This window comes from Mesorhizobium sp. WSM4307 (genome assembly GCF_007003945.1).
Taxonomy (GTDB): domain Bacteria; phylum Pseudomonadota; class Alphaproteobacteria; order Rhizobiales; family Rhizobiaceae; genus Mesorhizobium.
On the sequence record NZ_VFTB01000005.1, the window covers coordinates 24088 to 47061 of the forward strand.

At 63.4% G+C, this 22974-nt stretch carries 23 protein-coding genes; 5 read left to right on the plus strand and 18 right to left on the minus strand.

Annotation, left to right across the window (positions count from 1 at the left end):
* Positions 1–76 precede the first annotated feature (76 nt).
* The 3 genes from FJV83_RS12830 to FJV83_RS12840 all read left to right on the plus strand — a co-directional run bounded on the left by FJV83_RS12830 (position 77) and on the right by FJV83_RS12840 (position 869).
* Entirely contained in the window at positions 77–274 is a 198-nt protein-coding gene (locus FJV83_RS12830) for a DUF680 domain-containing protein (RefSeq protein ID WP_095771547.1), read from the plus strand.
* Between the two features lie 72 nt (positions 275–346).
* Positions 347–550, plus strand: coding sequence for a DUF680 domain-containing protein (locus FJV83_RS12835; RefSeq protein WP_095771548.1), 204 nt, complete (start codon positions 347–349; stop codon positions 548–550).
* Positions 551–617: 67 nt separating this feature from the next.
* On the plus strand, positions 618–869 hold the full coding sequence (locus tag FJV83_RS12840; protein ID WP_095771549.1) for a DUF680 domain-containing protein: 252 nt from the start codon (positions 618–620) through the stop codon (positions 867–869).
* An 85-nt stretch (positions 870–954) separates the two neighbouring features.
* Here the strand turns inward: FJV83_RS12840 and ugpC are convergent, their stop codons facing one another.
* The 5 genes from ugpC to FJV83_RS12865 form a co-directional block, all read right to left on the minus strand.
* On the minus strand, positions 955–2067 hold the full coding sequence (ugpC, locus tag FJV83_RS12845; RefSeq protein WP_095789419.1) for a sn-glycerol-3-phosphate ABC transporter ATP-binding protein UgpC: 1113 nt from the start codon (positions 2065–2067) through the stop codon (positions 955–957).
* A 31-nt stretch (positions 2068–2098) separates the two neighbouring features.
* Positions 2099–3763 (minus strand): alpha-glucosidase family protein, encoded by a 1665-nt coding sequence (locus FJV83_RS12850; RefSeq protein WP_095771551.1) that lies wholly within the window; start codon positions 3761–3763, stop codon positions 2099–2101.
* 4 nt (positions 3764–3767) lie between these two features.
* Positions 3768–4922, minus strand: a complete 1155-nt coding sequence (locus FJV83_RS12855) for a carbohydrate ABC transporter permease (protein WP_095771552.1) — start codon at positions 4920–4922, stop codon at positions 3768–3770.
* 1 nt (position 4923) lies between these two features.
* Complete coding sequence (locus FJV83_RS12860) at positions 4924–5937, minus strand: sugar ABC transporter permease (RefSeq protein WP_095771553.1); 1014 nt, start codon at positions 5935–5937, stop codon at positions 4924–4926.
* A gap of 177 nt (positions 5938–6114) precedes the next feature.
* Positions 6115–7470 carry an ABC transporter substrate-binding protein gene (locus FJV83_RS12865; protein WP_095771554.1) on the minus strand — a complete coding sequence of 452 codons (1356 nt, stop codon included), beginning with the start codon at positions 7468–7470 and terminating at the stop codon, positions 6115–6117.
* 361 nt (positions 7471–7831) lie between these two features.
* Between FJV83_RS12865 and FJV83_RS12870 the strand changes: the two genes are divergently transcribed.
* Complete coding sequence (locus tag FJV83_RS12870; RefSeq protein WP_095771922.1) at positions 7832–8854, plus strand: substrate-binding domain-containing protein; 1023 nt, start codon at positions 7832–7834, stop codon at positions 8852–8854.
* A gap of 117 nt (positions 8855–8971) precedes the next feature.
* Positions 8972–9346: an avidin/streptavidin family protein gene (locus tag FJV83_RS12875; RefSeq protein WP_095771555.1), complete on the plus strand. Its 375-nt coding sequence runs from the start codon at positions 8972–8974 to the stop codon at positions 9344–9346.
* A 43-nt stretch (positions 9347–9389) separates the two neighbouring features.
* Here the strand turns inward: FJV83_RS12875 and FJV83_RS12880 are convergent, their stop codons facing one another.
* The 13 genes from FJV83_RS12880 to FJV83_RS12945 form a co-directional block, all read right to left on the minus strand.
* The gene (locus tag FJV83_RS12880) at positions 9390–10835 is read right to left on the minus strand and encodes a S8 family serine peptidase (RefSeq protein WP_142886087.1); all 1446 of its coding nucleotides are present in this window, start codon (positions 10833–10835) and stop codon (positions 9390–9392) included.
* The gene (locus FJV83_RS12885; RefSeq protein ID WP_095789421.1) at positions 10825–11493 is read right to left on the minus strand and encodes an anti-sigma factor; all 669 of its coding nucleotides are present in this window, start codon (positions 11491–11493) and stop codon (positions 10825–10827) included. Before FJV83_RS12885 ends, FJV83_RS12880 begins: the two co-directional genes overlap by 11 nt.
* Positions 11490–12056 carry a sigma-70 family RNA polymerase sigma factor gene (locus tag FJV83_RS12890; protein ID WP_142886088.1) on the minus strand — a complete coding sequence of 189 codons (567 nt, stop codon included), beginning with the start codon at positions 12054–12056 and terminating at the stop codon, positions 11490–11492. Before FJV83_RS12890 ends, FJV83_RS12885 begins: the two co-directional genes overlap by 4 nt.
* Positions 12057–12334: 278 nt before the next feature.
* Positions 12335–13174: an alkaline phosphatase family protein gene (locus tag FJV83_RS12900; protein WP_142886090.1), complete on the minus strand. Its 840-nt coding sequence runs from the start codon at positions 13172–13174 to the stop codon at positions 12335–12337.
* Positions 13175–13239: 65 nt separating this feature from the next.
* The gene (locus FJV83_RS12905) at positions 13240–14910 is read right to left on the minus strand and encodes an ABC transporter ATP-binding protein (protein WP_142886091.1); all 1671 of its coding nucleotides are present in this window, start codon (positions 14908–14910) and stop codon (positions 13240–13242) included.
* Positions 14910–15734, minus strand: coding sequence for an ABC transporter permease (locus FJV83_RS12910; RefSeq protein WP_095789423.1), 825 nt, complete (start codon positions 15732–15734; stop codon positions 14910–14912). The genes FJV83_RS12905 and FJV83_RS12910 overlap by 1 nt, the downstream gene beginning before the upstream one ends.
* 10 nt (positions 15735–15744) lie before the next feature.
* The gene (locus FJV83_RS12915) at positions 15745–16704 is read right to left on the minus strand and encodes an ABC transporter permease (protein ID WP_095771558.1); all 960 of its coding nucleotides are present in this window, start codon (positions 16702–16704) and stop codon (positions 15745–15747) included.
* 16 nt (positions 16705–16720) lie between these two features.
* Positions 16721–18307, minus strand: coding sequence for an ABC transporter substrate-binding protein (locus FJV83_RS12920; protein WP_095771559.1), 1587 nt, complete (start codon positions 18305–18307; stop codon positions 16721–16723).
* A gap of 154 nt (positions 18308–18461) precedes the next feature.
* On the minus strand, positions 18462–20447 hold the full coding sequence (locus FJV83_RS12925) for a CocE/NonD family hydrolase (RefSeq protein ID WP_142886092.1): 1986 nt from the start codon (positions 20445–20447) through the stop codon (positions 18462–18464).
* Positions 20448–20527: 80 nt separating this feature from the next.
* Positions 20528–20941 carry a type II toxin-antitoxin system MqsA family antitoxin gene (locus tag FJV83_RS12930; protein WP_142886093.1) on the minus strand — a complete coding sequence of 138 codons (414 nt, stop codon included), beginning with the start codon at positions 20939–20941 and terminating at the stop codon, positions 20528–20530.
* Positions 20942–21012: 71 nt separating this feature from the next.
* On the minus strand, positions 21013–21606 hold the full coding sequence (locus FJV83_RS12935; RefSeq protein ID WP_095789427.1) for a nucleoside deaminase: 594 nt from the start codon (positions 21604–21606) through the stop codon (positions 21013–21015).
* A gap of 15 nt (positions 21607–21621) precedes the next feature.
* Positions 21622–22113 carry an ureidoglycolate lyase gene (locus FJV83_RS12940; RefSeq protein ID WP_095771562.1) on the minus strand — a complete coding sequence of 164 codons (492 nt, stop codon included), beginning with the start codon at positions 22111–22113 and terminating at the stop codon, positions 21622–21624.
* Complete coding sequence (locus FJV83_RS12945) at positions 22110–22973, minus strand: bifunctional allantoicase/(S)-ureidoglycine aminohydrolase (RefSeq protein ID WP_142886094.1); 864 nt, start codon at positions 22971–22973, stop codon at positions 22110–22112. Before FJV83_RS12945 ends, FJV83_RS12940 begins: the two co-directional genes overlap by 4 nt.
* Between the last annotated feature and the right edge of the window lies 1 nt (position 22974).

Genomic DNA, 22974 nt, shown 5'->3' on the forward strand with positions numbered 1-22974 from the left:
GGGCCTGTCCGAACGACGCGATTTCAATCCCAAGACACGCCGCTAGACGGACGGAAAAAATACTGGAGTACCAAAAATGAAAAAGATTGTTCTCACTGCCGCCGCCCTTCTGGCTATTTCCGGCAGCGCCTTTGCTGGTAGCGACCACTATGGTTCGAATGCCGCCGCAGCCACGGCTGTCGACAGCTCGTACACCGCTTCGACCAACAAGTCGGAGCCGGCTGCTCAGACGCCTGCCCAGGGCGCCGATCGCAACCTCTTCGGCAACAACTAACAACAGATCCCGGCCGACAGCGGGCTTTTCGCCCGCCGCTCTGGCCGACCTTGAGAAATTCAGGAGACTAACATGAGCAAGATCATCCTTGCTGCCGCCGCCGTCCTGGCCATTTCCGGCAGCGCCTTCGCTGGCAGCGACAACTACGGTTCCAACGGTGCCAACCAGTCGGCCGCTGCGGCCGACCATTCCTACACGGCTTCGGTCGACAAGTCGGCTCCGGCCACCCAGCTGCCTGCTCAGCAGGGCGCTGACCGCAACCTCTTCGGCAAGTAATGCCGGTTTACGGGAATGGCGGCGATGCCGGCCGTTCCCGTGAAATCCAGAAATTCAGGAGACTAACATGAACAAGATCATCCTTGCTGCCGCCGCCGTTCTGGCCATCTCCGGCAGCGCTTTCGCGGGCAGCGACAATTTTGGTTCCAATGGCGCCAACCAGCCCGCCGTGACTTCGCCCGCCGCAACTTCGATTGACAACTCGCGTACGGCTTCGATCCGCGAGAGCGGCTCGCCTGTCTACAAGCTGCTCAATTCGTCGGGCGACGCGCAGAAGTCCGCTCCTCAGGGCAGCGACCGCAACCTCTTCGGCCGTTAACAGCCGTAGCTGATTTCCAAAAAAGGAGCGGCGGGCCTGGCCCGCCGCTCTTTTTTGTTGCCTTGACCCAGCAGGACCGGCGGCCTCAAGCCGCTTTTGCTTCCGGCTTTTGCAGCGCGAAGGAATGTCCGTCCGCATCGAAGATATGCAGGTCCTCGGCATTGGCGCTCAGCCGCAATGTCGAACCGCGCTTGACCTCGACATTGCCCGGCAGTTTGGTCACCAGCGGCAGGTCGGCGCGGCCGATATCGACATAGACCAGCTGGACCTCGCCGAGCTGCTCGACATAGTCGACCGTTCCCTCGAACAGATAGTCCGCGCCGCTGGCGATCATCAGGTCTTCCGGCCGCACGCCGAAACTGACCGCCGCGCCCTTGGCCGAGGCCGGCGTGGTGATCGGCACCGCCGCCTTGCGGCCGCCGACATGGCTGACGACGGTCGGGTTGCCGGTCTTGTCGATGGTTGCCGGCAGGATGTTCATGGCCGGTGAGCCGATGAACTGGGCGACGAACAGATTGCCGGGTTTCTTGTAAAGGTCCATCGGCGTGCCGACCTGTTCGACATGGCCGTCCTTCAGCACCACGATGCGGTCGGCCAGCGTCATCGCCTCGACCTGGTCGTGGGTGACATAGATCATCGTCGTGTTGGGCATCGATTCCTTGAGCTTGGCGATCTCGATGCGCGTGGCGACGCGTAGCGCGGCGTCAAGGTTCGACAGCGGCTCGTCGAACAGGAACACTTTCGGATTGCGCACGATGGCGCGGCCGATGGCGACACGCTGGCGCTGGCCGCCCGACATCGCCTTGGGCAGTCGGTCGAGATACTTGGTCAATTGCAGGATTTCCGCCGCCTGGCGCACGCGGCGGTCGATCTCGGCCTTGTTCTCCTTGCCGATCTTCATCGAGAACGCCATGTTGTCGTAGACCGTCATATGCGGATAGAGCGCGTAGGACTGGAACACCATGGCGATGCCGCGCTTGGACGGCGGCACGTCGTTGACAACGTCGCCATCGATCTTGAGTTCGCCCGACGTGATTTCCTCGAGCCCGGCGATCGAGCGCAGCAAGGTCGACTTGCCGCAGCCCGATGGACCGACGAAGACGATGAACTCGCCCGATTTGATATCGAGGTCGATGCCGTGGAGAATGTTGAGATTGCCGTAGGACTTCTTCACTTGTCTCAGATTGACATCGGCCATTGGTGTCCTCCCAGTGATTTCCTCAAAGATTTCAGTCTATGCGCCCGAACCAGGCGCCGTAGCCGCCAAGCTCGATCGAACCGGTGCTCGCCTGCCCCGAAAACCCGTGTCCCGGCAAAGGTTGCAGTGATCGGCTGCCAAGGTCAACCTTGGCCGGCTTGGCGCCCAGGTTGAAGACGCAGACAACCTGCTCGTTTCCGGCGCGGCGCGTGAAGGCGACGGTGTCGCCCTCGCTTTCGATGAAGGTGATGTCGCCCTTGGCCAGAGCCGGATGGGCGCGGCGGAAGGTCAGGAAGCGCCGATAGTGCTCGAGCAGCGAAGCCTGGTCGCCTTGCTGGACATTGACCGCCTGCGCCAGATGCTTGGCCGGCACCGGCAGCCAGGGCTTGGCCTGGGAAAAGCCGCCATTCCTGGCGCCGCCATCCCACACCATGGGCGTACGGCAGCCGTCGCGGCCCTTGAACTCCGGCCAGAAGCGGATGCCATAGGGGTCCTGCAGGTCCTCGAAGCGCAGTTCGGCCTCGCCCAGCCCGAGTTCCTCGCCCTGGTAGATGCAGACCGAGCCGCGCAGCGACATCAGCAATGCCGAGATGACCTTGAGATAGGCGACAGGGTCGGCTTCGCCGGCGGCCCAGCGCGAGGCCGGGCGCATCACGTCATGGTTGGAAAACGCCCAGCACGACCAGCCGTCGCTGGCGACCTTGCCAAAGGCTTCCAGCACCGAGCGCACCTTGGCGGCGCTGATCTTTTCCGGCGCCAGGAAGTCGAAGGAATAGCACATGTGCACGCGCTTGCCGCCGGCCGTGTAGGCGGCCACGACTTCCAGCCCGCGCTGCGAATCGCCGACCTCGCCGACGGCGGCGGTTGCCGGATATTCGTCGAGCAAAGCGCGGAAGCGTTCGAGGAAGCCGAGATTTTCCGGGCGGCTCTTGTCGTAGAGATGGTCCTGGTAGTTGTAGGGATTGACCGCCGGCGCGGTCTGGTCGTTGCGTTCTTCCGGCGGCAGCGGCGGATTGTTTTCCAGGCCCTGACTGTGGAAGTAGAAATTGATCGTGTCGAGGCGAAAGCCGTCGACGCCGCGTTCCAGCCAAAAGCGGGTGACGTCGAGCAGCGCATCCTGGACTTCACGGTTGTGGAAATTGAGGTCGGGCTGCTCGGCCAGGAAATTGTGCAGGTAATATTGCTGGCGGCTGGTGTCCCACTGCCAGGCCGACCCCCCGAAGATCGACAGCCAGTTGTTGGGCGGCGTCCCGTCGGGCCTGGCGTCCGCCCAGACATACCAGTCGGCCTTGGAATTGCTACGGCTCGACCGGCTTTCCTTGAACCAGGGATGGATGTCGGCCGTATGCGACAGCACTTCGTCGATCATCACCTTGAGACCCAGCCGGTGCGCCTCCGCCGTCAGCGCGTCGAAATCGGCCAGCGTGCCGAACATCGGGTCGACGTCGCAATAGTCCGAGACGTCATAGCCGAAATCCTTCATCGGCGATTTGAAGAAGGGCGAGATCCAGATGGCGTCCGCGCCGAGCGCGGCGATGTAGGGCAGCCGTCCGATGATGCCCTTGAGGTCGCCGATGCCGTCGCCGTTCGAATCCTGGTAGCTGCGCGGATAGATCTGGTAGATCACCGCGCCTCGCCACCAGTCGCGATCGATGGCGAGGTCGGGGTTCGAACTGGCTTTCAAAGCGGATTGCATGGTTTCAGCCTCCTTTCACCGAGCCGGCGAGCAGCCCGCGGACGAAATAGCGCTGCAGTGAGAAAAAGACGATTAGCGGCACGATGATGGTGATGAAGGCCGATGTCGTCAGGATCTCCCAGTTGCCGCCGCGAGAGCCGAGCAGCGCGTTGAGCTTGGCCGTCAACACGATCTGGTCGGGTGCCGTACCAAGGAAAACCATCGCCACCAGGAGATCGTTCCATACCCACAGGAATTGGAAGATGGCGAAGGAGGCCAGCACCGGGAAGGACAGCGGCAGCACGATCTTGACGAAGATCTCGAAATCGCTGGCGCCGTCGATGCGGGCCGATTCCATGATCTCGCGTGGCAGGCCGGCGATATAGCTCCTCAGCAGGTAGATTGCGAAGGGCAGGCCGAAGCCGGTATGCGCCAGCCAGATGCCGAGATAGGTCTTCGACGGCACGCCGAAGAAAGTACCGACGCCGTTATAGAGCTTGAGCAGCGGGATCAGCGACATCTGCAGCGGCACTACCAGCAGGCCGATGATGACCGCGATCAGCAGCGCACGGCCGGGAAACCGCATCCAGGCCAGCGCATAGGCGGCAAAGGCGGCGATCAGGATCGGGATGACCGTCGCCGGTATGGTGACGGTCAGCGAATTCATGAACGAGCGGCCGATGCCTTCCGAGAACAGCACCGTCTGGTAGTTGTCGGGGGTGAATTTCGGCGGCGCCGACGAAGCATAGTAGAGACGCTGGCCGCGGTCGCCTTCGAACGCCTTGGGCGAGGTCATGACGAAGCTGCCGTCGGCATTGACCTGCAGGGTGACGCCTTCACCCAGGTCGGCCGATGAGCCGGCCGGATATTGCGTCGGAGCGGCCGCCTTGACGCCGAAGGCGCTGATGTTGCGCTTGGCGCCATCGCCGAAAATGTTGCCCTCGAGAACGTACTTGCCGTCCTTCTGGGTCTGCGCCGTGGCGGGCGGCAGCCGCCCGGCCTCGGTCTGGCTGGAGCTGGCGAATGAATTCCACCAGCCCGAGGCGACTATCTGGTCCTTGTCGCGCAGCGACGAGACCAGGATGCCGAGTGTCGGAATGGTCCAGATGGCAACGAAGACCAGCACCGCTATGTGGACGCCGAAACGGCTGGCGAAGGATTTTCCGGTCGCGACGGCCATCTCAATGTCCTCCCGTCTCTTTGTTCGCCTGGCGGATGTTCCAGACCATGATCGGGATGACCGCTATCATGATGATGATGGCGATCGTTGCGCCGCGGCCGAAATCGCCGCCGCCTCGGAACATCCAGTCGAACATCAGATTGGCCAGCACCTGGCTGTTCCACTGGCCGTTGGTCATGGTCAGCACGATGTCGAAAACTTTGAGCACCAGGATGGTGATGGTGGTCCAGACAACGGCGATGGTGCCCCAGATCTGCGGCACCATGATCTTCCAGAAGATCTGGAACGGGTTGGCGCCGTCGATGACCGCGGCCTCCAGCGTCTCTTCCGGAATGCCGCGCAACGCCGAGGACAGGATGACCATGGCAAAGCCGGTCTGGATCCAGATCAGGATGATCATCAGGAAGAAATTGTTCCAGAACGGCAGCGATATCCACACCTGCGGCTGGCCGCCGAAATGCTGGATGATGGCGTTGAGCAGGCCGATCTGCACCTGGCCCTCGCCGCGATATTCGTAAATGAACTTCCAGATCACGCTGGCGCCGACAAAGGAGATGGCCAGCGGCAGGAAAATCAGGCTCTTGGCGATCGTGCCCCACCAGATCTTGTCGGTGAGCACGGCGATGATCAGGCCGAGGAAGGTGCAGGCCGCCGGCACCACCGCCAGCCACAGCAGGTTGTTCAGGATCGAGCGCCGAAGATCTGGATCGCGCAAAGCCCACTCGTAGTTGGCGAGCCCGACGAAACTGCTGCCGCCGCGGTCGAGGAAGGAGAGCCATAGTGTCGCGATCACCGGGTAGATCAGGTAGATGGTGAGAATGATCAGCGCCGGGCCGACGAACAGCCATGGCCGCACAAGGCCCTGCCGGCGCAGATTGTTGACGGCAGCCGTGCCGGTGACCCCGCGCGAAGGGAAGGTCAGGTCCAGCAGTTTGTTGGCGCCCCAGAAGTAGGCGACACAGCCGCCGACGCCGATGATGATGACGAAAATGGCCGAGAAAATCTGAGCCGCCATGGGTCCCTCTCCCTGCGCATGACCAGCCAGGCAAGCTGGCGGTCGGATGCACCGACTTTGTGAGTCATTCGGAACAATCGAAACGCGAAGGCTTCCGGCGTATGCCGCCGGTCGGACCCGGGCCGTGGCCCGGATCCTGCAGGAGGATCAGTAAGGTTCCAGCTTGCCTGTTGCGATCTACTTGATTGCGTCCCAGCTCTTCTGGATGTCGGCGGCCACGTCCTGGGCGGACTTGCCGCCGACCAGATCGATCATGCCGGTCCAGAATGAGCCGGCACCGATCTTGCCGGGCATCAGGTCGGAGCCGTCGAAACGGACTGTCGTCGCTCCGACCAGGATCTCGCCCTGCTTCTTCAGCGCATCGCTGCCATAGGCATCCTTGTTGGCGCTCTTGAAGGGGGTGACGAAGCTCTTCTGTGCCATCCACAATTCATGCGCGAGCGGCATTTCGAGGAACTTGATGAACTCGCGCGATGCCTTGGAATCCTTGGTGATCATCACCAGCGTTCCGGCGACCTCCAGCGGCGTTCCGAGTTCCGGCTTGGAGGCGTAGGGCGGGTAGGGGAAGAAGTCCGCGTCCTGGCCGAGCTTCACGCCCTCCGGGAAGAAGGACGGGATGAACGATGCCTGATGGTGCATGTAGCACTTCGGCGGCACGGTGAAGAGCCCCTTCGGGCTGTCGCGGAAATCGGTCGCCGCTACTGCCTTGGCGCCGCCATCCACCATCTTGTCGTCGGTGGCGATCTTGCCGAAGATGTCGATGGCGCTGACCACTGCCGGATCGGTGAACGGGATCTCGTTCTTGACCCACTTGTCGTAGACTTCCGGCGGCTGCGTCCTGAGCATGATGTCCTCGACCCAGTCGGTCGCCGGCCATCCTGTCGCACCGCCGGAACCAAGCCCGATGCACCAGGGCTTGCCGCCATCGGCGATGATCTTCTTTTCGAGCTCGGCCAGTTCCTCTTGCGTCTTCGGCACCTTGTAGCCGGCTTCCTCGAAATTGTCGGGCGAGTACCAGACCAGCCCTTTCACGTCGATCTTGTAGGGAAAGGCATAGAAGGCCGACTTGCCGTCCTTGCCGGTGTAGGTGCCGAGTTTGGCCCAGGAGTCGCCGGCGGCGTAGTTTTCCTTGATCCACGCGGCGACGTCGTCGCCCAGCGGGGTCAGCACGCCCTTGGAAGCGAGGTCCTGGATCAGGCCCGGCTGCGGCAGGACGGCGATGTTCGGCGGGCTGCCGGCCTGGGTGTCGATGACGATCTGCTGCTCGTAATTTTCGGACGAGGAGTATTTCACCTCCGCACCGGTCGCCTCGGAGAAATAGTCGAGCACCGAACGGACAAGCGTCTCATCCTCGCCGCGCCACGGCCCGAAGATGGTCAGCGTCTCGCCCTTGAGGTCGACCTTCTTGAGGTCTTCAAAGTTTGCCCAGTTGAAGCGCTTGTCCTCGCCTGGTTTGAACTTCAGTTCGGCATGCGCGGGCGTATTCAGGGCGAGCGCACCAAACGCAACACCCAGCAAAAGCATTTTCTTCATCGGTATTCCTCCCAGTGGGTCACACACACCGGACGGAACCTCCATTCCGCCCGCCGACGCCGCAGGACTGTGACTCAGTCGTAAGGGAACCGCAACCTTTCGAAGAGCCTTCCAAAGCGCTTTGGCTTTTTGGATCACGCCATTGAATCATCTGAAAGTCAAGAGGCTCGGTAGCTAATCGATTTAATTTTGCAGATTATGCCACCGAAAAGTGCACCGCAGCATGCTTTTTTGGCAACGCAACAGCAATTTTCGTTTCAAACTGACTCCAACCCCGACTATGGTCATCTCGATACCGTCGCGCCTTTGTGGCGATTGGGTCGATTCAATTTAAAAGCGCTTTGAGGGAATGGAGGCCGTTGTGAACCTCAAGCAGCTCGCGCATATGCTGGCGCTTTCGCAGACCACGGTAAGCCGGGCACTGAATGGCTATCCGGAGGTCAACGAGGAGACGCGCAGGCGCGTCATGGACGCCGCCAAGCGCCATGGTTATCGCCCCAATCCGAGCGCGCGGCGGCTGGCGACCGGCAAATCCGGCATGATCGGCTATGTCCTGCCGACGGGTGCGGCCGTCGACATCGATCCGCATTTTGTCGAGTTTCTGTCCGGCCTCGGCGACTATGCCCGCTCGCACGAGCTCGACCTCGTGCTGTCCCCGGCCGACGCCGACGACCAGGAGACGACCTATCGGCGCATCGTCGCCAACCGGCAGGTCGATGCCGTCTATATCTCTTCGCCGCGGCCGCAGGACAGTCGGGTGGCGCTGGTCAGCACGCTCGGCATTCCCTTCCTCGTCCATGGCCGCAGCGAGGGCTTCGATTTCGACTATCCCTATCTCGACATCGATAATGAGGGCGCCTTCCACGAAGCGGCGCGGCTGCTGGTCCAGCTCGGCCACCGGCGGCTGGCGCTGATCAATGGCGACGACCGCGAGACCTTCGCCATCCATCGCGAGCGCGGCGTGCGCCGCGCGCTCGCGGCAAGCGGGCTAAGCCTGGGCGAACGCCATGTCTGCTCCGTGGTCATGACCGAAGAGAACGGCTATCGCGCCACCAGGCGCCTGCTCGAGGAGGGCGACGCGCCGACGGCGATCGCCTGCTCCAGCCTGATCATGGCGCTGGGCGTCGTGCGCGCGGTGCGCGACCTCGGCCTCACCATTCCCGGCGATGTCTCGCTGATCGCCCATGACGACGTCTTCCCCTGGCTGAAGCCGGAGAATTTTTCGGTGCCGCTGTCGACGACGCGCTCATCCATCCGCCTTGCCGGCGCCCGCGTCGCCGAACGGCTGGCGGCGCGGATTTCGGGGCTGGAAGAAGGCGCCCGCGGTGAAGTCTGGCCGGTCGACCTGGTGGTCAGGGGATCGGTTGCGGGAGCGCCGGGTTAGGGGTCGAAACGCAACCACTCCGAGCGACGGGGTTCGACCCGGTAATCGTGCGGAACGGTAGGCCGCCTCCCACGTTAGCGCATGACGGGCGACATGACGGGCTGAGAGGAGGCAAATATGGTTTCGTGGAAAGGCACTTGGCGCAATCAATACGGCTCGGTTGTGATTATCGAAGATGATAGTGGTGGCATGATCCGGGGTGTCTTCAGGACAGCGTTGCCGGACAGCAGCTTCTCCGGGATGGTGGTGCCATTCTATGGCGCCGCTCATGGAGATGTGATTGGCTTCACGTCTGCGGCGTCGGGAAAGGCGGGGCCTGCGGCTGTCAGCTACACCGGCATTGTTCGAGACGGCAAGATCGAGATGTTGTGGCACACGGTGGCCGGACAGGTGCTCTCAGCCGAGGCGGAAGGTGAGCCCGCAAAGCTGACCACGGTTGGAGCGTGGCGCGCCTTCGGGACGAGCCTGGACACCTTCGAGCGTATTGACTGAGCGATCTCACGGGGTCGCAGCCACGTTAAACTCCAAGCTAACCTTAGTCGCTTGCCGCCCCCGCGGCCTTGATGTCCAACAAGCCGTAGCCGAAATCATTGTCTCTGCCCGTGGGCCCGAGATCCCTAGCCGTTGCCGCCAGCGCTTTCTCGATGTCATCGGCCGAGCGGGCGGGCGAAGCATGGAGGAGATTGGCGATGGCGCCGCTGACGATCGCCGCGGCGAAAGAGGTGCCGGTGACGACATCCGAGCCGGCGCCGCTTGGCGCCACCATTTCGACGCCCGGCGCCGAGATGAAGACATAGGCGCCGCGATTGGCCTGCGGCATCAGTCCGTCCTTGGCGTCGGTCGCGGTCACGGCGATGACGCCGTCGAAGGCGGCCGGATAGCCATAGGGCGCCTTCGGCCCGTTGTTGCCGGCGGCGGCGACCAGCACCATGCCGAGCGCGCGGGCATTGCGGCAGGCGGCGCCGAGCAGGTCGTTCTTCGGCCCGACGAAGCTCATATTGATGATGCTGACATTCTGCTCGGCCGCCCAGTCGAGCGCGGACAGGATGACGTCCATGGTCGACTTGCCGCCTTCGAAGGCGCGGGCGTGGTAAATCCTGGCGCCCGGCGCCATGCCTTCCAGCGCGCCGACGCCGGCGATCAGCCCGTCGATCGAGGTGCCATGGTCGCGCTTTTCGACCGGCACGTCGGGCATGGCGTCGAACTGTCCGGCGATGACACCGGCCAGTGCCGGATTGGTGTCATCGATGCCGGTATCGATGACGGCGACGCGGACGTTTTGACCGCTCGCCTGTTTGGCATCGAGCGCGATACGGTCAAAGGCATAGTTGACGATGCCGGCGGCCTGCTGCAGCGAGTAGATGTGGTTGGGCTCGCGCCGCTGCGTCCGGCCGTCGGCGGCAAGCTGCGCCAGCACGACGCCGACGGGGCGACCATCGGGAATACCGAAGCGTACCAAAGTGGTGCCGAGCAGGCGTGACTGGCGCTGCGAGCGCACCTGGAGGCCGAAGGAGGCGGCGATCTGCTGCACGGCGCCGGCATCGCCGTCGACCGTCACCAGCACCTCGTCGGGCACAAATTCGCCGGCCACGGCGCGCGGTGGCTGGACGGCGACGAGATCGGTCGGCGAGACGATCGGCCCGCCGGCCGGAGGGCCGGCCTGATTGTTGCCAGGCGGCGTGACCGGTTCCGGCGGCGGCGTCGGCACCGGTGCCGGAGGCGCGACCGGATTGGGAAACAGGTCGACGATCAAGGCGGGAAGAAAGACGGCGGCCGCCTGGGCAGGACCCGCACCGCTGGCATTGCCGCTGGCGCTGCCGTCCTTGGCGCAATCTGCGCCGGCCGCGTTGGTGCCGTTTCGGCAGTCGATTTTCGTCTGGTCGCTCTTGGCGGCATTGGTCTGTGCCGACGCAGGCACGGCGGTGATTGTCATCGCCGCCGCCAGGATTGCCGCAAATCGAAGGGCCGCCTCAGCCGCCATCAACCGGTTTCCTTCCCTCGATCACAGTGTCGGCGAATGGCTGGGCTGCAATAAGGCCAAGCTGCTTGGCATAGTCGGCTGCGTTGGCGGCGGGAATGCCGATCCGGAACACGCTGTCTGCGGTCGGTCCACCGATGACCTTCAGCCCGTTGCTGCCGAGGAATGCCGAAATGTCCGACATCTTCGCATCCGGTTTGAACTTGACCAGCGCGAACGGCATTTTTGCCAGATCGTCTTGCGCGCCGGCAATCTCGAAATCCTTGCCCTTGCCACCGGGCTGCACCAGGGACTGCACAGCGATCAGCGCCAGCAGGACCGCGGCCGTCGCCCAGGCGACGCCGACCGGCACAGCCATGAAGCGGCTCCAGGCCTGCGCCAGCCAGGACGAGCCAGCCGGCTTGCGTGCAGGGCCGGCCTCGGCATCGAGCGCCTTGGCGAAGCGGCTGAGCGCATCGGCTGGCGGGCGGATTGCTTCATTGGCGGCCGATGTGCCGGAGAATTCGGCCTCGGCCTCGCCAAGGGCTGCCATCGCCGCCGGATCGGTCGCCAGCCACTCCTCTACGGCTTCGAGGTCGGAGCCTTCCAGCGAGCCGTTCAGATAGAACGGCAGCAGCGTTTCCATTTCGTCGCGACGCGACATTTTTTCAGCGGCGCTCATGGCCACCCCCTGTCGTAACCGGCGGCCTTGAGGGCCTCGCCGAGTTTCTTGCGGGCGTAGAACATCCGGGTCTTGACCGTCGCGACCGGGATGGCGAGCACCTCGCCGATCTCTGCCACCGACTGCCCGTGATAATAGGCAAGATCGATCACCGTGCGGTGTTCTTCGGGCAAGGCGTCGATGAAGCGGCGTAAGGCGGCGGCCTTGTCCTCTTTCATGGTGACGACCTCCGGCGTGTCGGCGCTGTCCGGCACCGCGGCGGCCGCCTCGTCGTCGATCCAGTCTTCCTTCTTCTTGCGCAGCAGCGACAGCGCCTTGAACCGGGCGATGCCAAGCAGCCAGGTCGAGACTTCGGAGCGCCCTTCGAAGCCTGGCGCCTGGCGCCACAGCTCAAGGAACACCTCGTTCGCGATATCGTCAGCCATCATTTCCGATCCCGTCTGGCGCGCCACGAAGCGGTAGACGCGCGCGTGGTGACGCATGAACAGGAGCCGCACGGCGGCACGGTCGCCCTTCGCGACCCGGTCGACAAGCGCGCGATCGGTCTCCGTCGCCGCCGTCATGGCCGGTCGAGCCGCCTGGCTCCTGCCTGCTCTGTCGCCGATCGGTCCAAAAAGGTTCATCCTCCGCCAAGGAATTTGCGGAGGCTAACCGAAGAGCGGGGCGGTTGCCAGTAGGGACGCCTTCCTTCCCCCCTTGTGGGGGAAGGTGGATCGGCGCGCAGCGCCGAGACGGATGAGGGGTGGTCCAGCGGAGTGAGACGTTGGCGTTCCCTGGAACACCCCTCATCCATCGCCTTCGGCGACACCTTCTCCCACAAGGGGAGAAGGGAAAGCCGCCCTCACCCCAAGAAAGGCTTCGCCTTCATCGTCGCGGGCACCGGCACGCCGAGCCGGCTCAGCACCGTCGGCGCCAGCTGCAATTGGTCGAGCAGCGTATCGGCCTCAGGCCCTTGGCCTTGTCCGAAATAGTACAGCGCGAAATCCTGCATCTCGTTATCATGGCCGCCATGGTGGCCGCGGTCGGTCTGGCCGTGATCGGCGGTGACCATGACCTCGTAGTCGGCCGCGATCCAGCCTGGCAGGAAGGCGGCCAGCATGCCATCCATCGCATAGACCGCATGGTCCATCTCGTGGCAGTCATGGCCGAAGCGATGGCCCATCGAGTCCAGTGTGCAGGTGTGCAGGATGCCGTAGTCGATGCCGTGGCGTTTGGTCAGCATGGTCAGCGTCGCGAGCAGATCGACATCGCTCGGCGTCATCTGGTTGCGGGCGTTGTAGCCGGTCATGGTGTGGAAGCGGCCATGCGTGATCGGCCCGCCCGGCTCGTCATATTCCATGTCCTCGACCAGGTCGAACGGGTAGGAGCGGAAGAATTCCGACCAGTAGGAGTGGGTCACCGCCCCGGTCTTGCCTCCGGCCTTGCTGACTTCCGAGAAGATGTCGGGCTGCGCGACGCGGAACCGGTTCTCGTTGGAGAGGATGCCATGCACCTGCGGCGACACGCCGGTGTGGATCGAGGCATAGCAGCAGGCCGAGGTCGACGGCAGCACTGAGCGCATCTTCCAGACCCGCGCCTCGCCCGATTGCACCCAGCCTTCGAGATTGCCCATCAGCCGGCGCCAGTTGCGATAGGGAACGCCGTCGAGGATGATCAGCAGAAGCTTGGATTTGAGCGCCATGGGCTGCTCCATGCAGTCTTGTCATAGAGGGCAGGGATGGGGTCCCGGGCCCGACCAGCAGGTCGTTAGTTCCCCGCGCTGGCCATGCGCCGCCCCTTGATCGCCTTTTCCAGCCAGCCGATCTCCATCTCAGGGACCGACGACAGGAGAAGGTCGGTATAGGCGTCGAAGGGCGGCGTCAGAACCTTGCTCTTCGAACCGTAGCGGACCACTTCGCCGCGATACATCACCGCGATCGAATCGGCGATCGACTTCACTGTCGCCAGATCGTGGGTGATGAAGAGATAGGCGACCTTCTCGTGCTGCTGCAGGTCGAGCAGCAGCTTGAGGATGCCGTTGGCCACCAGCGGATCGAGCGCCGAGGTCACCTCGTCGCAGATGATCAGCTTCGGCTTGGCGGCGAGCGAGCGGGCGATGCAGACGCGTTGCTTCTGGCCGCCTGAAAGTTCCGCCGGATAGCGGTCGACAAAGCCCTTACCCATTTCGATCTCGTCGAGCAGTTCGGCGACGCGCTTGTCGCGTTCCCTGCCGCGCATGCCGAAATAGAATTCGAGCGGCCGGCCGATGATGGTGCCGACGGTCTGGCGCGGGTTCATCGCGACGTCGGCCATCTGGTAGATCATCTGCAGCTGGCGCAGATCTTCCTTCGGCCGGTCGGCGAGCCGGTTGGCGAGCGGCCGCCCATCGAAGGTGACAGTGCCTTGCTCGGGCGGCAAAAGGCCGGTGATGGCGCGCGCCAGCGTCGACTTGCCGGAGCCGGATTCGCCCACCACTGCCAGCGTCTGGCCGGGGTAGATGTCGACCGACACGTTCTTCAGCACCTTGACGTGGCCGCCGCCATAAGCGGCGGTGACGTTCTTCACCGACAGGAACGGCGTGGCGCCGGGGGTCTGCTCCTGGTGCTCGATCTCGTGCACCGAGACCAGCGCGTTGGTGTATTCCTGGCGCGGCTCCTTGATGATCTGGCGGGTACCACCCCATTCGACCAGCCTGCCATGGCGCAGCACCATGATCTCGTCGGAGACCTGGGCGACGACGGCAAGGTCGTGGGTGATGTAGAGCGCCGCCACATGGGTGTCGCGGATGGCGTCCTTGATCGCCGCCAGCACGTCGATCTGCGTCGTCACGTCGAGCGCCGTTGTCGGCTCGTCGAAGACGATCAGGTCGGGTTCCGAGCACAGCGCCATTGCCGTCATCACGCGCTGCAACTGGCCGCCCGAGACCTGGTGCGGAAAGCGTTCACCGATGGTTTCCGGGTTCGGCAGGCTGAGCTTCCTGAACAGCGCGACGGCGCGCTTTTCGGCCTCGGCGCGTGTCGCCGTGCCATGCAGCAGCGTGGCTTCCACCACCTGGTCCATCAGCCGGTGCGCCGGGTTGAAGGCGGCCGCCGCCGACTGCGCGACATAGCAGACCTCGCGGCCGCGCAGTTTGCGGAAACCTTCCTTGCCGCCCTTCAGGATATCGCGGCCGTTGAGGATCACTTCGCCGCCGGTGATGCGCACGCCGCCACGGCCATAGCCCATCGACGACAGGCCGATGGTCGACTTGCCGGCGCCGGATTCGCCGATCAGGCCCAGCACCTTGCCCTTTTCCAGCGTCAGCGAGACATCGTGCACCAGCACGATGTTCTTTGGCGCTTCGCCGGGCGGATAGACCGTGGCCTCGATGCGCAGATTCCTGATATCGAGCAGCACGCCTGGCTTGGGTTGTCCGGGCTTCGCGTTGCTATCAGCCATCACCCGCGTCCTCCCTTCAGGCTTGTCGTGCGGTTGAGGATCCAGTCGGCGACAAGGTTGACCGAGATGGCGAGCGCGGCGATCGCCCCCGCCGGAATGAGTGCCGCGGCAATGCCGAAGACGATGCCGTCCTTGTTCTCCTTGACCATGCCGCCCCAGTCGGCGTCCGGCGGTTGCACGCCAAGGCCGAGGAAGGACAGCGTCGACAGGAACAGCACCGCATAGATGAAGCGCAGGCCGAGTTCCGAAACGAGCGGCGACAGCGCGTTGGGCAGGATCTCGCGGAAGATGATCCAGGCGCTGCCTTCGCCGCGCAGCTTGGCGGCCTCGACATAGTCCATGACGTTGATGTCGACGGCCACCGCGCGCGACAGGCGGTAGACGCGGGTCGAATCGAGAATGCCCATGACCAGGATCAGCGTCACCAGGTTTGTCGGCAGCACGGAGAGCACGACCAGGCCCATGATCAGGGTCGGGATCGACATAAGCAGGTCGACGAGGCGCGACAAGATCGTGTCGAACCAGCCGCCGAACACCGCCGCCGAAAAACCGAGTATGGCGCCGAGCGAGAAGGACAGCGCGGTGGCCAGCACGGCGATGAACAGGGTGATGCGGGCGCCGTAGATCATGCGCGATAGCAGATCGCGGCCGAGATTGTCGGTGCCCAGCCAATGCGCGGCCGACATTGGTTCCCAGACGTCGCCGACGATCTCGGCATTGTCGTGCGGCGAGATCCACGGCGCGAAGATCGCCGCCAGCACGAACAGGGCGGTCAGCACCAGGCCGATCAGGGCAGGGATGGGGATGCGTCTTATATCGAGCATGCCCGCCCCCTCACTTTGGATGCCTGAGCCGCGGATTGGCGACGATCGCTGCAATGTCCGCGATGATGTTGAGGCTGATATAGACGGCGGCAAAGATCAGGCCGACCGCCTGCACCACCGGCACATCGCGCTTGGTGACGTGGTCGACCAGATACTGCCCCATGCCGGGATAGACGAAGATCACCTCGACGACGACAACGCCGACGATGAGATAGGCGAGGTTGAGCATGACGACGTTGATGATCGGCGCGATCGCGTTCGGAAAGGCGTGCTTGCGGATGACGGCGAAGGCCGAGAGCCCCTTGAGCTCCGCCGTCTCGACATAGGCCGACTGCATGACGTTGAGGATGGCGGCGCGCGTCATGCGCATCATGTGGGCCAACACCACCAGCGTCAGCGCCGTCGCCGGCAGCGCGATCGCCTGCATCCGCTCGCCGAAGGGCATGCCGTCATAGACGGTCGAGATGGCGGGGAACCATTGGTGCTGAACCGCGAAGTAGAAGACGAGCAAGTAGCCGATGAAGAATTCCGGGAAGGAGGTCGAGGCGAGCGCCAGCCCGGAGATCAGCTTGTCGACCCAGCCATTGCGGAAACGCACGGCGATCAGGCCGAGCGTTATGGCCAGCGGGATGGCGACGATCGCCGCCCAGAAGGCGAGGAACAGCGTGTTCCACAGCCGGCCCTTGATCGAGGTGGCGATATCCTGGCCGCTCGACATGGCGGTGCCGAGGTCGCCGGTCAGCACGCCGCCGAGCCAGTGGAAATACCTGACATAGGCCGGATCGTTCAGCCCGAGCTGTTCGCGCAGATTGGCGAGCGACTCCGGCGTCGCCGATTGTCCCAGAATGGCTTGAGCGACGTCGCCGGGCAGGATTTGCGTGCCGGCGAAGATCAGGACCGAAATGGCCAGCAGAAGGAGGATGCCCAGCGCGATGCGCTGGGCAATTAGCTTCAGGATGGGTGAGGACATCTCCGCAAAGCCGGACTCAGGCCTGCAGCCAGCACTTCGCCAGGGCGTAGCCGTTCATCAGTTCCTGGTGCGGATCGTCCACCCAGCCATCGACCTTGGCGCCGGTGGCGTCGATGAACTGGTTGAACATCGGCAGGATCAGGCCGCCTTCGTCACGCACCATGACGGCCATGTCGTGGTACATCTGCTTGCGCTTGGCCTCGTCGAGCTCGGCGCGCGCCGCCAGCACCATCTTGTCGAAGTCCGGGCGCTTGAAACGCGTGTCGTTCCAGTCGGCGGTCGACAGGTAGGCGGTCGAGTACATCTGGTCCTGCGTCGATCGCCCACCCCAATAGGAAGCGCAGAAGGGCTGCTTGTTCCAGACCTCGTTCCAGTAACCGTCGCCGGGCTCGCGCTTGAGCTCGATCTTGATGCCGGCCTTGGCCGCGCTCTGCTGGAAGAGCTGCGAGGCATCGACCGCGCCGGGGAAGGCGACGTCCGAGGTCCTCAGCAGAACGGTGCCGTCATGACCGGACTTCTTGTAGTGGAACTTGGCCTTGTCGGGATCGTACTTGCGCTGCTCGATTTCGGTGAACAGCGGATAGGACGCGTTGATCGGGAAGTCGTTGCCGAGCGAGCCATAGCCGCGCAGCACCTTGGTCAGCATCTCTTCGCGGTCGATGGCGAGCTTCAGCGCCATGCGCAGGTCATTGTTGTCGAAGGGAGCCGTGTTGCAATGCATGATGAAGACATAGTGGCCCGGACCCGCATGGTTGCGGATGGTCACGCCCGGCACGCGCTTGATCAGGTCGACGATCTTCGGCTCGACGCGGTTGATCATGTTGACCTGGCCGCCCTGCAGGGCCGCCGTGCGCGCCGTCGCGTCGTTGATGACGATGACTTCGATCTGGTCGGCATGGCCCATCTTGTCGCCCTGCCAGTAATTGGCAAACCGTTCGGCGCCATGGCGCACGCCGGGCTCGTTGGTCTTGACCACATACGGGCCGGCCGAAATGCCGGCATCGGGCTTGTCCTTGCCGCCATTGGGCTGGACGATCAGGTGGTAGTCGCTGAGCAGGTAGGGAAGGTCGGCATTGGCCTCCTTCAGCGTCAGCACCACTTCCTTGCCGCTGGCCTTGATGGTGTCGATGCCCTTCATGTAGCCGAGCGCGCCGGACTTCGACTTCTCGTCCGAGTGGCGCTCCAGCGTGGCGGCCACGTCCTCGGCGGTCACGGTCTTGCCGTTGTGGAATTCGACCCCGTCGCGGATTTTCAGAGTCCAGGTCTTCGCGTCGTCGGATGAGCCGATCTCTTCGGCGATGCGGTTCTCGAGCTTGCCGTCCGGCGACAGCTCGACGATCATTTCGCCCCAGCACTTGCCGAAGGCGAACGGCACCTGCGTCATGAACAGCGCCGGATCGAGACTGTTGGTGGATTCGCCGCCGACCAGGCCGGCCTTCAGCGTGCCGCCCTTGACCGGGCCTGCCGCGCGCGCCGCGCTTGAAAGCAGCGAATTGGCGAAGGGCGCGGCGATGCCGAGCGCTGCCGCGCGACCGAGAAAATCACGACGGCTCAGCTTGCCTGCTGCGACACGCCGGCTAAGGAATTCCAGTTCGTTCGACATATTGAGTTCCTCACTCTGTTGGTTCGACTCTACGGTCGATTTTTGTTGTTAATTCTCCCTGAATAATGAGGGTAAGCTAACGCCGTAAGCAAGACCGAATGCGACATGCCGTGGCGTAAATCGTACGTCGCATTTGGACCAAGGGCGTCAGCGCTCAGACAAGCGCACGTGGAATTTTCTCCTCGAAATTGCGCTCGAAGACGATTTGTTCGCCCTCATAGGCCTCGATTCTGGCGCTGACGATGAAGTTTTGTGCGTCCGATCGCATCTCTGCCCATGTCTCGGTTCGCACCGACCATCCATTTCGCGACAATGTCTGCGTCCAGTGTGTTTTCCCAGAGGCCGACAATGGATTGTCAGGATGGATCGTCCATGTTTCGCGGGCGATGCTGCCATTGACCAGGCCGTGGTCGAGATCGCGCACCTCGCCGAAATCATCCGCAATGGAAAGCGTGATGATTCCGGTCTTTTCGTCGCGATCGACATGGCGTTCGGAATTCGCTGCACGGGTCGTCTCGGTGGCCCAGGGCGCGGCACCTTCCGGCTCGGCGAACGTCGCTTCGCCGCCTTTCGCCAGCGGCCGCAGCGGCAAGGCAAGTGTCGCCGCCGACAAGCTTAACTGCACCGGCTCCGGCGACGGCCAGATCATGGGCCAATAGGCGTTCGACACGGCGACGCGCAGGCGGTGGCCGGCCGGCACGCGGTAGGCGCATTGATCGAGCACGACGCGCGCCGACACGGTCTCGCCCGGCGCCAGTGCCTGCGGGAATTCGTGCGAGTCGCGATGTGTCAAATTGAGCACACCATAGGAGATCAGTTCGGAAGCGCCGTCGGGATGGACGTCGCAGAGCCGCACCGCGATGTTGGCCTGCGGGCGATCGGAAGCGAACGTGACCTCGACTTCCGGCGCGCCGACAATGTCGATGGTCTCGGCGAGTTCCGGTTGGTCGAAACACACCGACAGTGCATCGTCGGGACGCTGGTCGCCCGGCAATTCCGGACCGAAGGTGAACGGAAAATATTCGCCGCCGGCGAGCCCACAATTCTGCGGCGAGGCGACAATGGTTGGTTGGCTCCCCTTGGGCAGCAGTGCGATGGCCTGGGTCTTGATCGCGGGTGACGGCCATTGTTGTTCCGCCACCCAGCGCCCGGGCCGCTCGGGATGCCAGCGTGCCGGGCGCACGCTGTCCATCACATAGGCACGGTAGGCGGGATCGTCCTCGACGCCGGTCTCGGTGCCCTTCAGCCAATGGTCCCACCAGCGCAGCGCCTCCTGCAGGAAGCCGATGGCCGGCTGGGGGCCGGCATAGTGCGGATATTTGTGGATCCAGGGGCCGACAATGCCCTTGACCGGCGCCTCGATGTTGGTGACGAGGTGCGAGATCGTGTTGCGGTAGCCGTCATGCCAGCCGCCGATCGACAGAACGGCGGCCTTGACGGCCGAAAAATCCTCGCAGATCGAGCCGCGCTTCCAATAGGCGTCGCGATGCTGGTGGCTGAGCCACAGCGGCAAAAGGAAGGGCTGGTTCTCCAGCCGGGTCAGCCACAGATCGCGCCATCTGTTGTCGCCGGCGATCAGCGGGTCCGGCGGCCGCGACGAGTAGGAGAGCATGGTCGAGGCCCAGCCGAAATTCTCGATCAGCAGGCAGCCACCCTTGTAGTGGATGTCGTCGGCATAGCGGTCGACGGTCGAGCATAGGCTGATCACCGCCTTCAGCGCCGGCGGCTGCTTGGCCGCAACCTGCAGGCAGTTGAAGCCGCCCCAGGAGATGCCCATCATGCCGACATTGCCGTTGCACCAGGGCTGAGCCGCCGCCCAGGCGACGACGTCGCAGGCGTCCTGTAATTCCTGCTCGGAATATTCGTCGTCCATCAGCCCTTCGGAATCGCCATTACCGCGCATGTCGACGCGGATCGACGCGTAGCCGTGGCCGGCGAAATAGGGATGCGTCAGCTGATCGCGAAAAATGGTGCCGTCACGCTTGCGGTAGGGCAGGTGCTCGAGGATGACAGGCACCGGATCGTCGCCGGCATCCTCCGGCATCCACACCCTCGCGGACAGCCGGCAGCCATCCGGCATGATGATGCCCATATCTGGGAATTCAACGACCTTGCGGGGAAATTCGGTGACGGTTTTCATGGCTGCGCATAACGCCCCGAGGCGCGGCAAGTTTCAATCGCCATTCGCGACTGGAGCAGCGAATTATGCGACCTGTGCCGTTACCGCAATTCGTCCAACAATTCGGGATGTCCTTCCAGCAACGTCATCAGTTGGATGGTCGGGCCGCTAGGCTCGATCAGGCCTCTTTCATACTTGTCGAAGGCATTCTCGCCGACCTTGAACAGCGATCCCGCCTCGCGCTGTGACAGTTTGAGCTTTGTGCGCATCCGCCGGATGGTTGCCGGAGCGGGCACGCCATCGATCTTTTCCCTGAGGGCACGAAGAGCTGCGTCGACAGCAGTCATGTCGTCTCCAACATGCACACCTTCGCCCTGCGAAGCCGGATAGTAACCTGGCAGGTCGACAATCATGCTCTCGCCCTTATAGGTCACGGTGAATGGACGCACTTGACGCGTCAGGGTTTCCCCGGTTTCGGGGGAAATCATCGTTTTACTTCCTTCTCTTGTCGCCATGCGTTTTTTCCATGCCGCAATGTGCCACCATAAAGGGGGCAATTCAAAGTGGATGATCCTGCGGCCGAAGGTTAGTCTAGCGGAATATCGTTCTCGCCCTTGCTCGCCTGGTAGGCGCCGGACAGCGCGTCGTAGCGTGCCGAGATCTTGCCGATGCGTGTCTCCAGCCGCTGGCGTTCCGCCTCGGGCAGCGCCCGCACCATCCTGCGGATGGAAAAACTCTTCCAATAGGCATTCTGGGCGTTGTAGCCGCCTGGGTCGAGGGTGAAGACCTCTTTCAGGATCTTCAGGTCGTGCGGGATCGCAAAGCTGTCGCGCGAATCCTCGTGGCTGAAGAGATAGTAGAAATTGTCGAAGCCGGTCCAGGTGATCGCCGACAGGCAGAGCGAGCAGGGCTCATGCGTGGCGATAAACAGAGCGTCCTTGGTGTCGACGCGCTCGGCTTTCGGCATCTCGTAGAACCGCTTCAGGCAGTGCACCTCGCCATGCCAGAGCGGATTTTCGATCTCGTTGTTGGTTTCGGCCAGCACCAGCGAGCGGTCGTCCTTGCGCAGGATCGCCGCGCCGAACAGCTTGTTGCCATGGGCAACACCCTCGGCCGTCTTCGGCACGATATCGTGCTCGATAACGTCGAGCAGGCGGTCGATCAAGGAAATGTCGGTCATGGGGATCAAAAGCTTTCAGGGGAGATGGATCTCGTAGGCGTGCGAGAAATGAAACTCTTCGAGATTCGAGCCGTCGCCGCCGCGGTCGACGATCAGGAAATCCTGTGGCTCGCCAAGCGGCGTCAGCACGCCGTGCCAGAGATTGCGCGAATAGTTGATGCCTTGTCCGGGCGCGGTGATGAAGGCGTGCGGTTCGCCCGGCCCCTCCTTGCCGTCAAGGCAGACGACGACCAGGAACGGACGCGGCGACAGCGGAATGAAGGCCTGGCTGCCGAACGGATGCCGCTCGACCATGGTCAGTTTCAGCGGCAGTTCGTAAGGCGTGCCGCGCACCATCGAGATCAGCACGCGCGCGTTCGGTCCCGTGGCTTCAGCGGTGGCGAGGTCGTGGTAGCGCTCGGCCTTGCCGCCATTGATCGGGTAATGGTTGTCGCCACCCATGTCGATGACATCGCCGAAGGGGGCAAAGGCCTCCCGGGTCAGCTTCTGTGCTGTGATGCGGGTCACCGCGCGCGACCGCCGATGCCGACGCCGCCGAGCTTGGCGTGCCGGTTGACGTCCTTGTAGAGCAGGTAGCGGAACTTGCCGGGGCCGCCGGCATAGCAGGCCTGCGGGCAGAAGGCGCGCAGCCACATATAGTCGCCGGCCTCGACCTCGACCCAGTCCTGGTTGAGGCGATAGACCGCCTTGCCTTCCAGCACGTAGAGCCCGTGTTCCATCACATGCGTCTCGGCGAAGGGAATGACGGCGCCCGGCTCGAGCGTGATGATGGTCATATGCATGTCGTGGCGCAGATCGGCGGGATCGACGAAGCGGGTCGTCGCCCAGCGGCCTTCGGTGCCCGGCATCGGCGACGGCGCGATCTCCTGCTCGTTGGTGAAGAAGGCTTCCGGCACGTCGAGACCGTCGACCACTTCGTAGGCCTTGCGGATCCAGTGGAAGCGAACCGGCGCCTTGCTTTCATTGCGAACGGTCCAGCCGCTCGCCGGCGGCAGGAAGGCAAAGCCGCCGGGCCGCAACATATGCTTCTTGCCGGAAAGCAGAACGGTCAGTTCGCCCTCGACCACGAACAGGGCGCCTTCGGCGCCGGCGTCGGGCTCCGGCCGGTCGCTGCCGCCGCCAGGCTCCACCTCGACAATGTATTGCGAGAATGTCTCGGCAAAACCGGACAGTGGCCGCGACAGGATCCAGACGCGGGTCTTGTCCCAGAACGGCAAGGCGCTGGTGACGATGTCCCGCATCACGCCCTTGGGAATGACGGCGTAGGCCTCGGTGAAGACGGCGCGGCCTGTCAGCAATTCAGATTGGCCGGGATGGCCGCCATGCGGTGCGTAGTAGGTGCGCTCTGGCATCCTGATCGTGTCCATG

Bases quoted from the DNA above. Each gene is read 5' to 3' on its own strand.
- FJV83_RS12830 (WP_095771547.1), top strand. From the start codon at position 77: ATGAAAAAGATTGTTCTCACTGCCGCCGCCCTTCTGGCTATTTCCGGC.
- FJV83_RS12835 (WP_095771548.1), top strand. From the start codon at position 347: ATGAGCAAGATCATCCTTGCTGCCGCCGCCGTCCTGGCCATTTCCGGC.
- FJV83_RS12840 (WP_095771549.1), top strand. From the start codon at position 618: ATGAACAAGATCATCCTTGCTGCCGCCGCCGTTCTGGCCATCTCCGGC.
- ugpC (WP_095789419.1), bottom strand. From the start codon at position 2,067: ATGGCCGATGTCAATCTGAGACAAGTGAAGAAGTCCTACGGCAATCTC.
- FJV83_RS12850 (WP_095771551.1), bottom strand. From the start codon at position 3,763: ATGCAATCCGCTTTGAAAGCCAGTTCGAACCCCGACCTCGCCATCGAT.
- FJV83_RS12855 (WP_095771552.1), bottom strand. From the start codon at position 4,922: ATGGCCGTCGCGACCGGAAAATCCTTCGCCAGCCGTTTCGGCGTCCAC.
- FJV83_RS12860 (WP_095771553.1), bottom strand. From the start codon at position 5,937: ATGGCGGCTCAGATTTTCTCGGCCATTTTCGTCATCATCATCGGCGTC.
- FJV83_RS12865 (WP_095771554.1), bottom strand. From the start codon at position 7,470: ATGAAGAAAATGCTTTTGCTGGGTGTTGCGTTTGGTGCGCTCGCCCTG.
- FJV83_RS12875 (WP_095771555.1), top strand. From the start codon at position 8,972: ATGGTTTCGTGGAAAGGCACTTGGCGCAATCAATACGGCTCGGTTGTG.
- FJV83_RS12880 (WP_142886087.1), bottom strand. From the start codon at position 10,835: ATGGCGGCTGAGGCGGCCCTTCGATTTGCGGCAATCCTGGCGGCGGCG.
- FJV83_RS12885 (WP_095789421.1), bottom strand. From the start codon at position 11,493: ATGAGCGCCGCTGAAAAAATGTCGCGTCGCGACGAAATGGAAACGCTG.
- FJV83_RS12890 (WP_142886088.1), bottom strand. From the start codon at position 12,056: ATGACGGCGGCGACGGAGACCGATCGCGCGCTTGTCGACCGGGTCGCG.
- FJV83_RS12900 (WP_142886090.1), bottom strand. From the start codon at position 13,174: ATGGCGCTCAAATCCAAGCTTCTGCTGATCATCCTCGACGGCGTTCCC.
- FJV83_RS12905 (WP_142886091.1), bottom strand. From the start codon at position 14,910: ATGGCTGATAGCAACGCGAAGCCCGGACAACCCAAGCCAGGCGTGCTG.
- FJV83_RS12910 (WP_095789423.1), bottom strand. From the start codon at position 15,734: ATGCTCGATATAAGACGCATCCCCATCCCTGCCCTGATCGGCCTGGTG.
- FJV83_RS12915 (WP_095771558.1), bottom strand. From the start codon at position 16,704: ATGTCCTCACCCATCCTGAAGCTAATTGCCCAGCGCATCGCGCTGGGC.
- FJV83_RS12920 (WP_095771559.1), bottom strand. From the start codon at position 18,307: ATGTCGAACGAACTGGAATTCCTTAGCCGGCGTGTCGCAGCAGGCAAG.
- FJV83_RS12925 (WP_142886092.1), bottom strand. From the start codon at position 20,447: ATGAAAACCGTCACCGAATTTCCCCGCAAGGTCGTTGAATTCCCAGAT.
- FJV83_RS12930 (WP_142886093.1), bottom strand. From the start codon at position 20,941: ATGGCGACAAGAGAAGGAAGTAAAACGATGATTTCCCCCGAAACCGGG.
- FJV83_RS12935 (WP_095789427.1), bottom strand. From the start codon at position 21,606: ATGACCGACATTTCCTTGATCGACCGCCTGCTCGACGTTATCGAGCAC.
- FJV83_RS12945 (WP_142886094.1), bottom strand. From the start codon at position 22,973: ATGGACACGATCAGGATGCCAGAGCGCACCTACTACGCACCGCATGGC.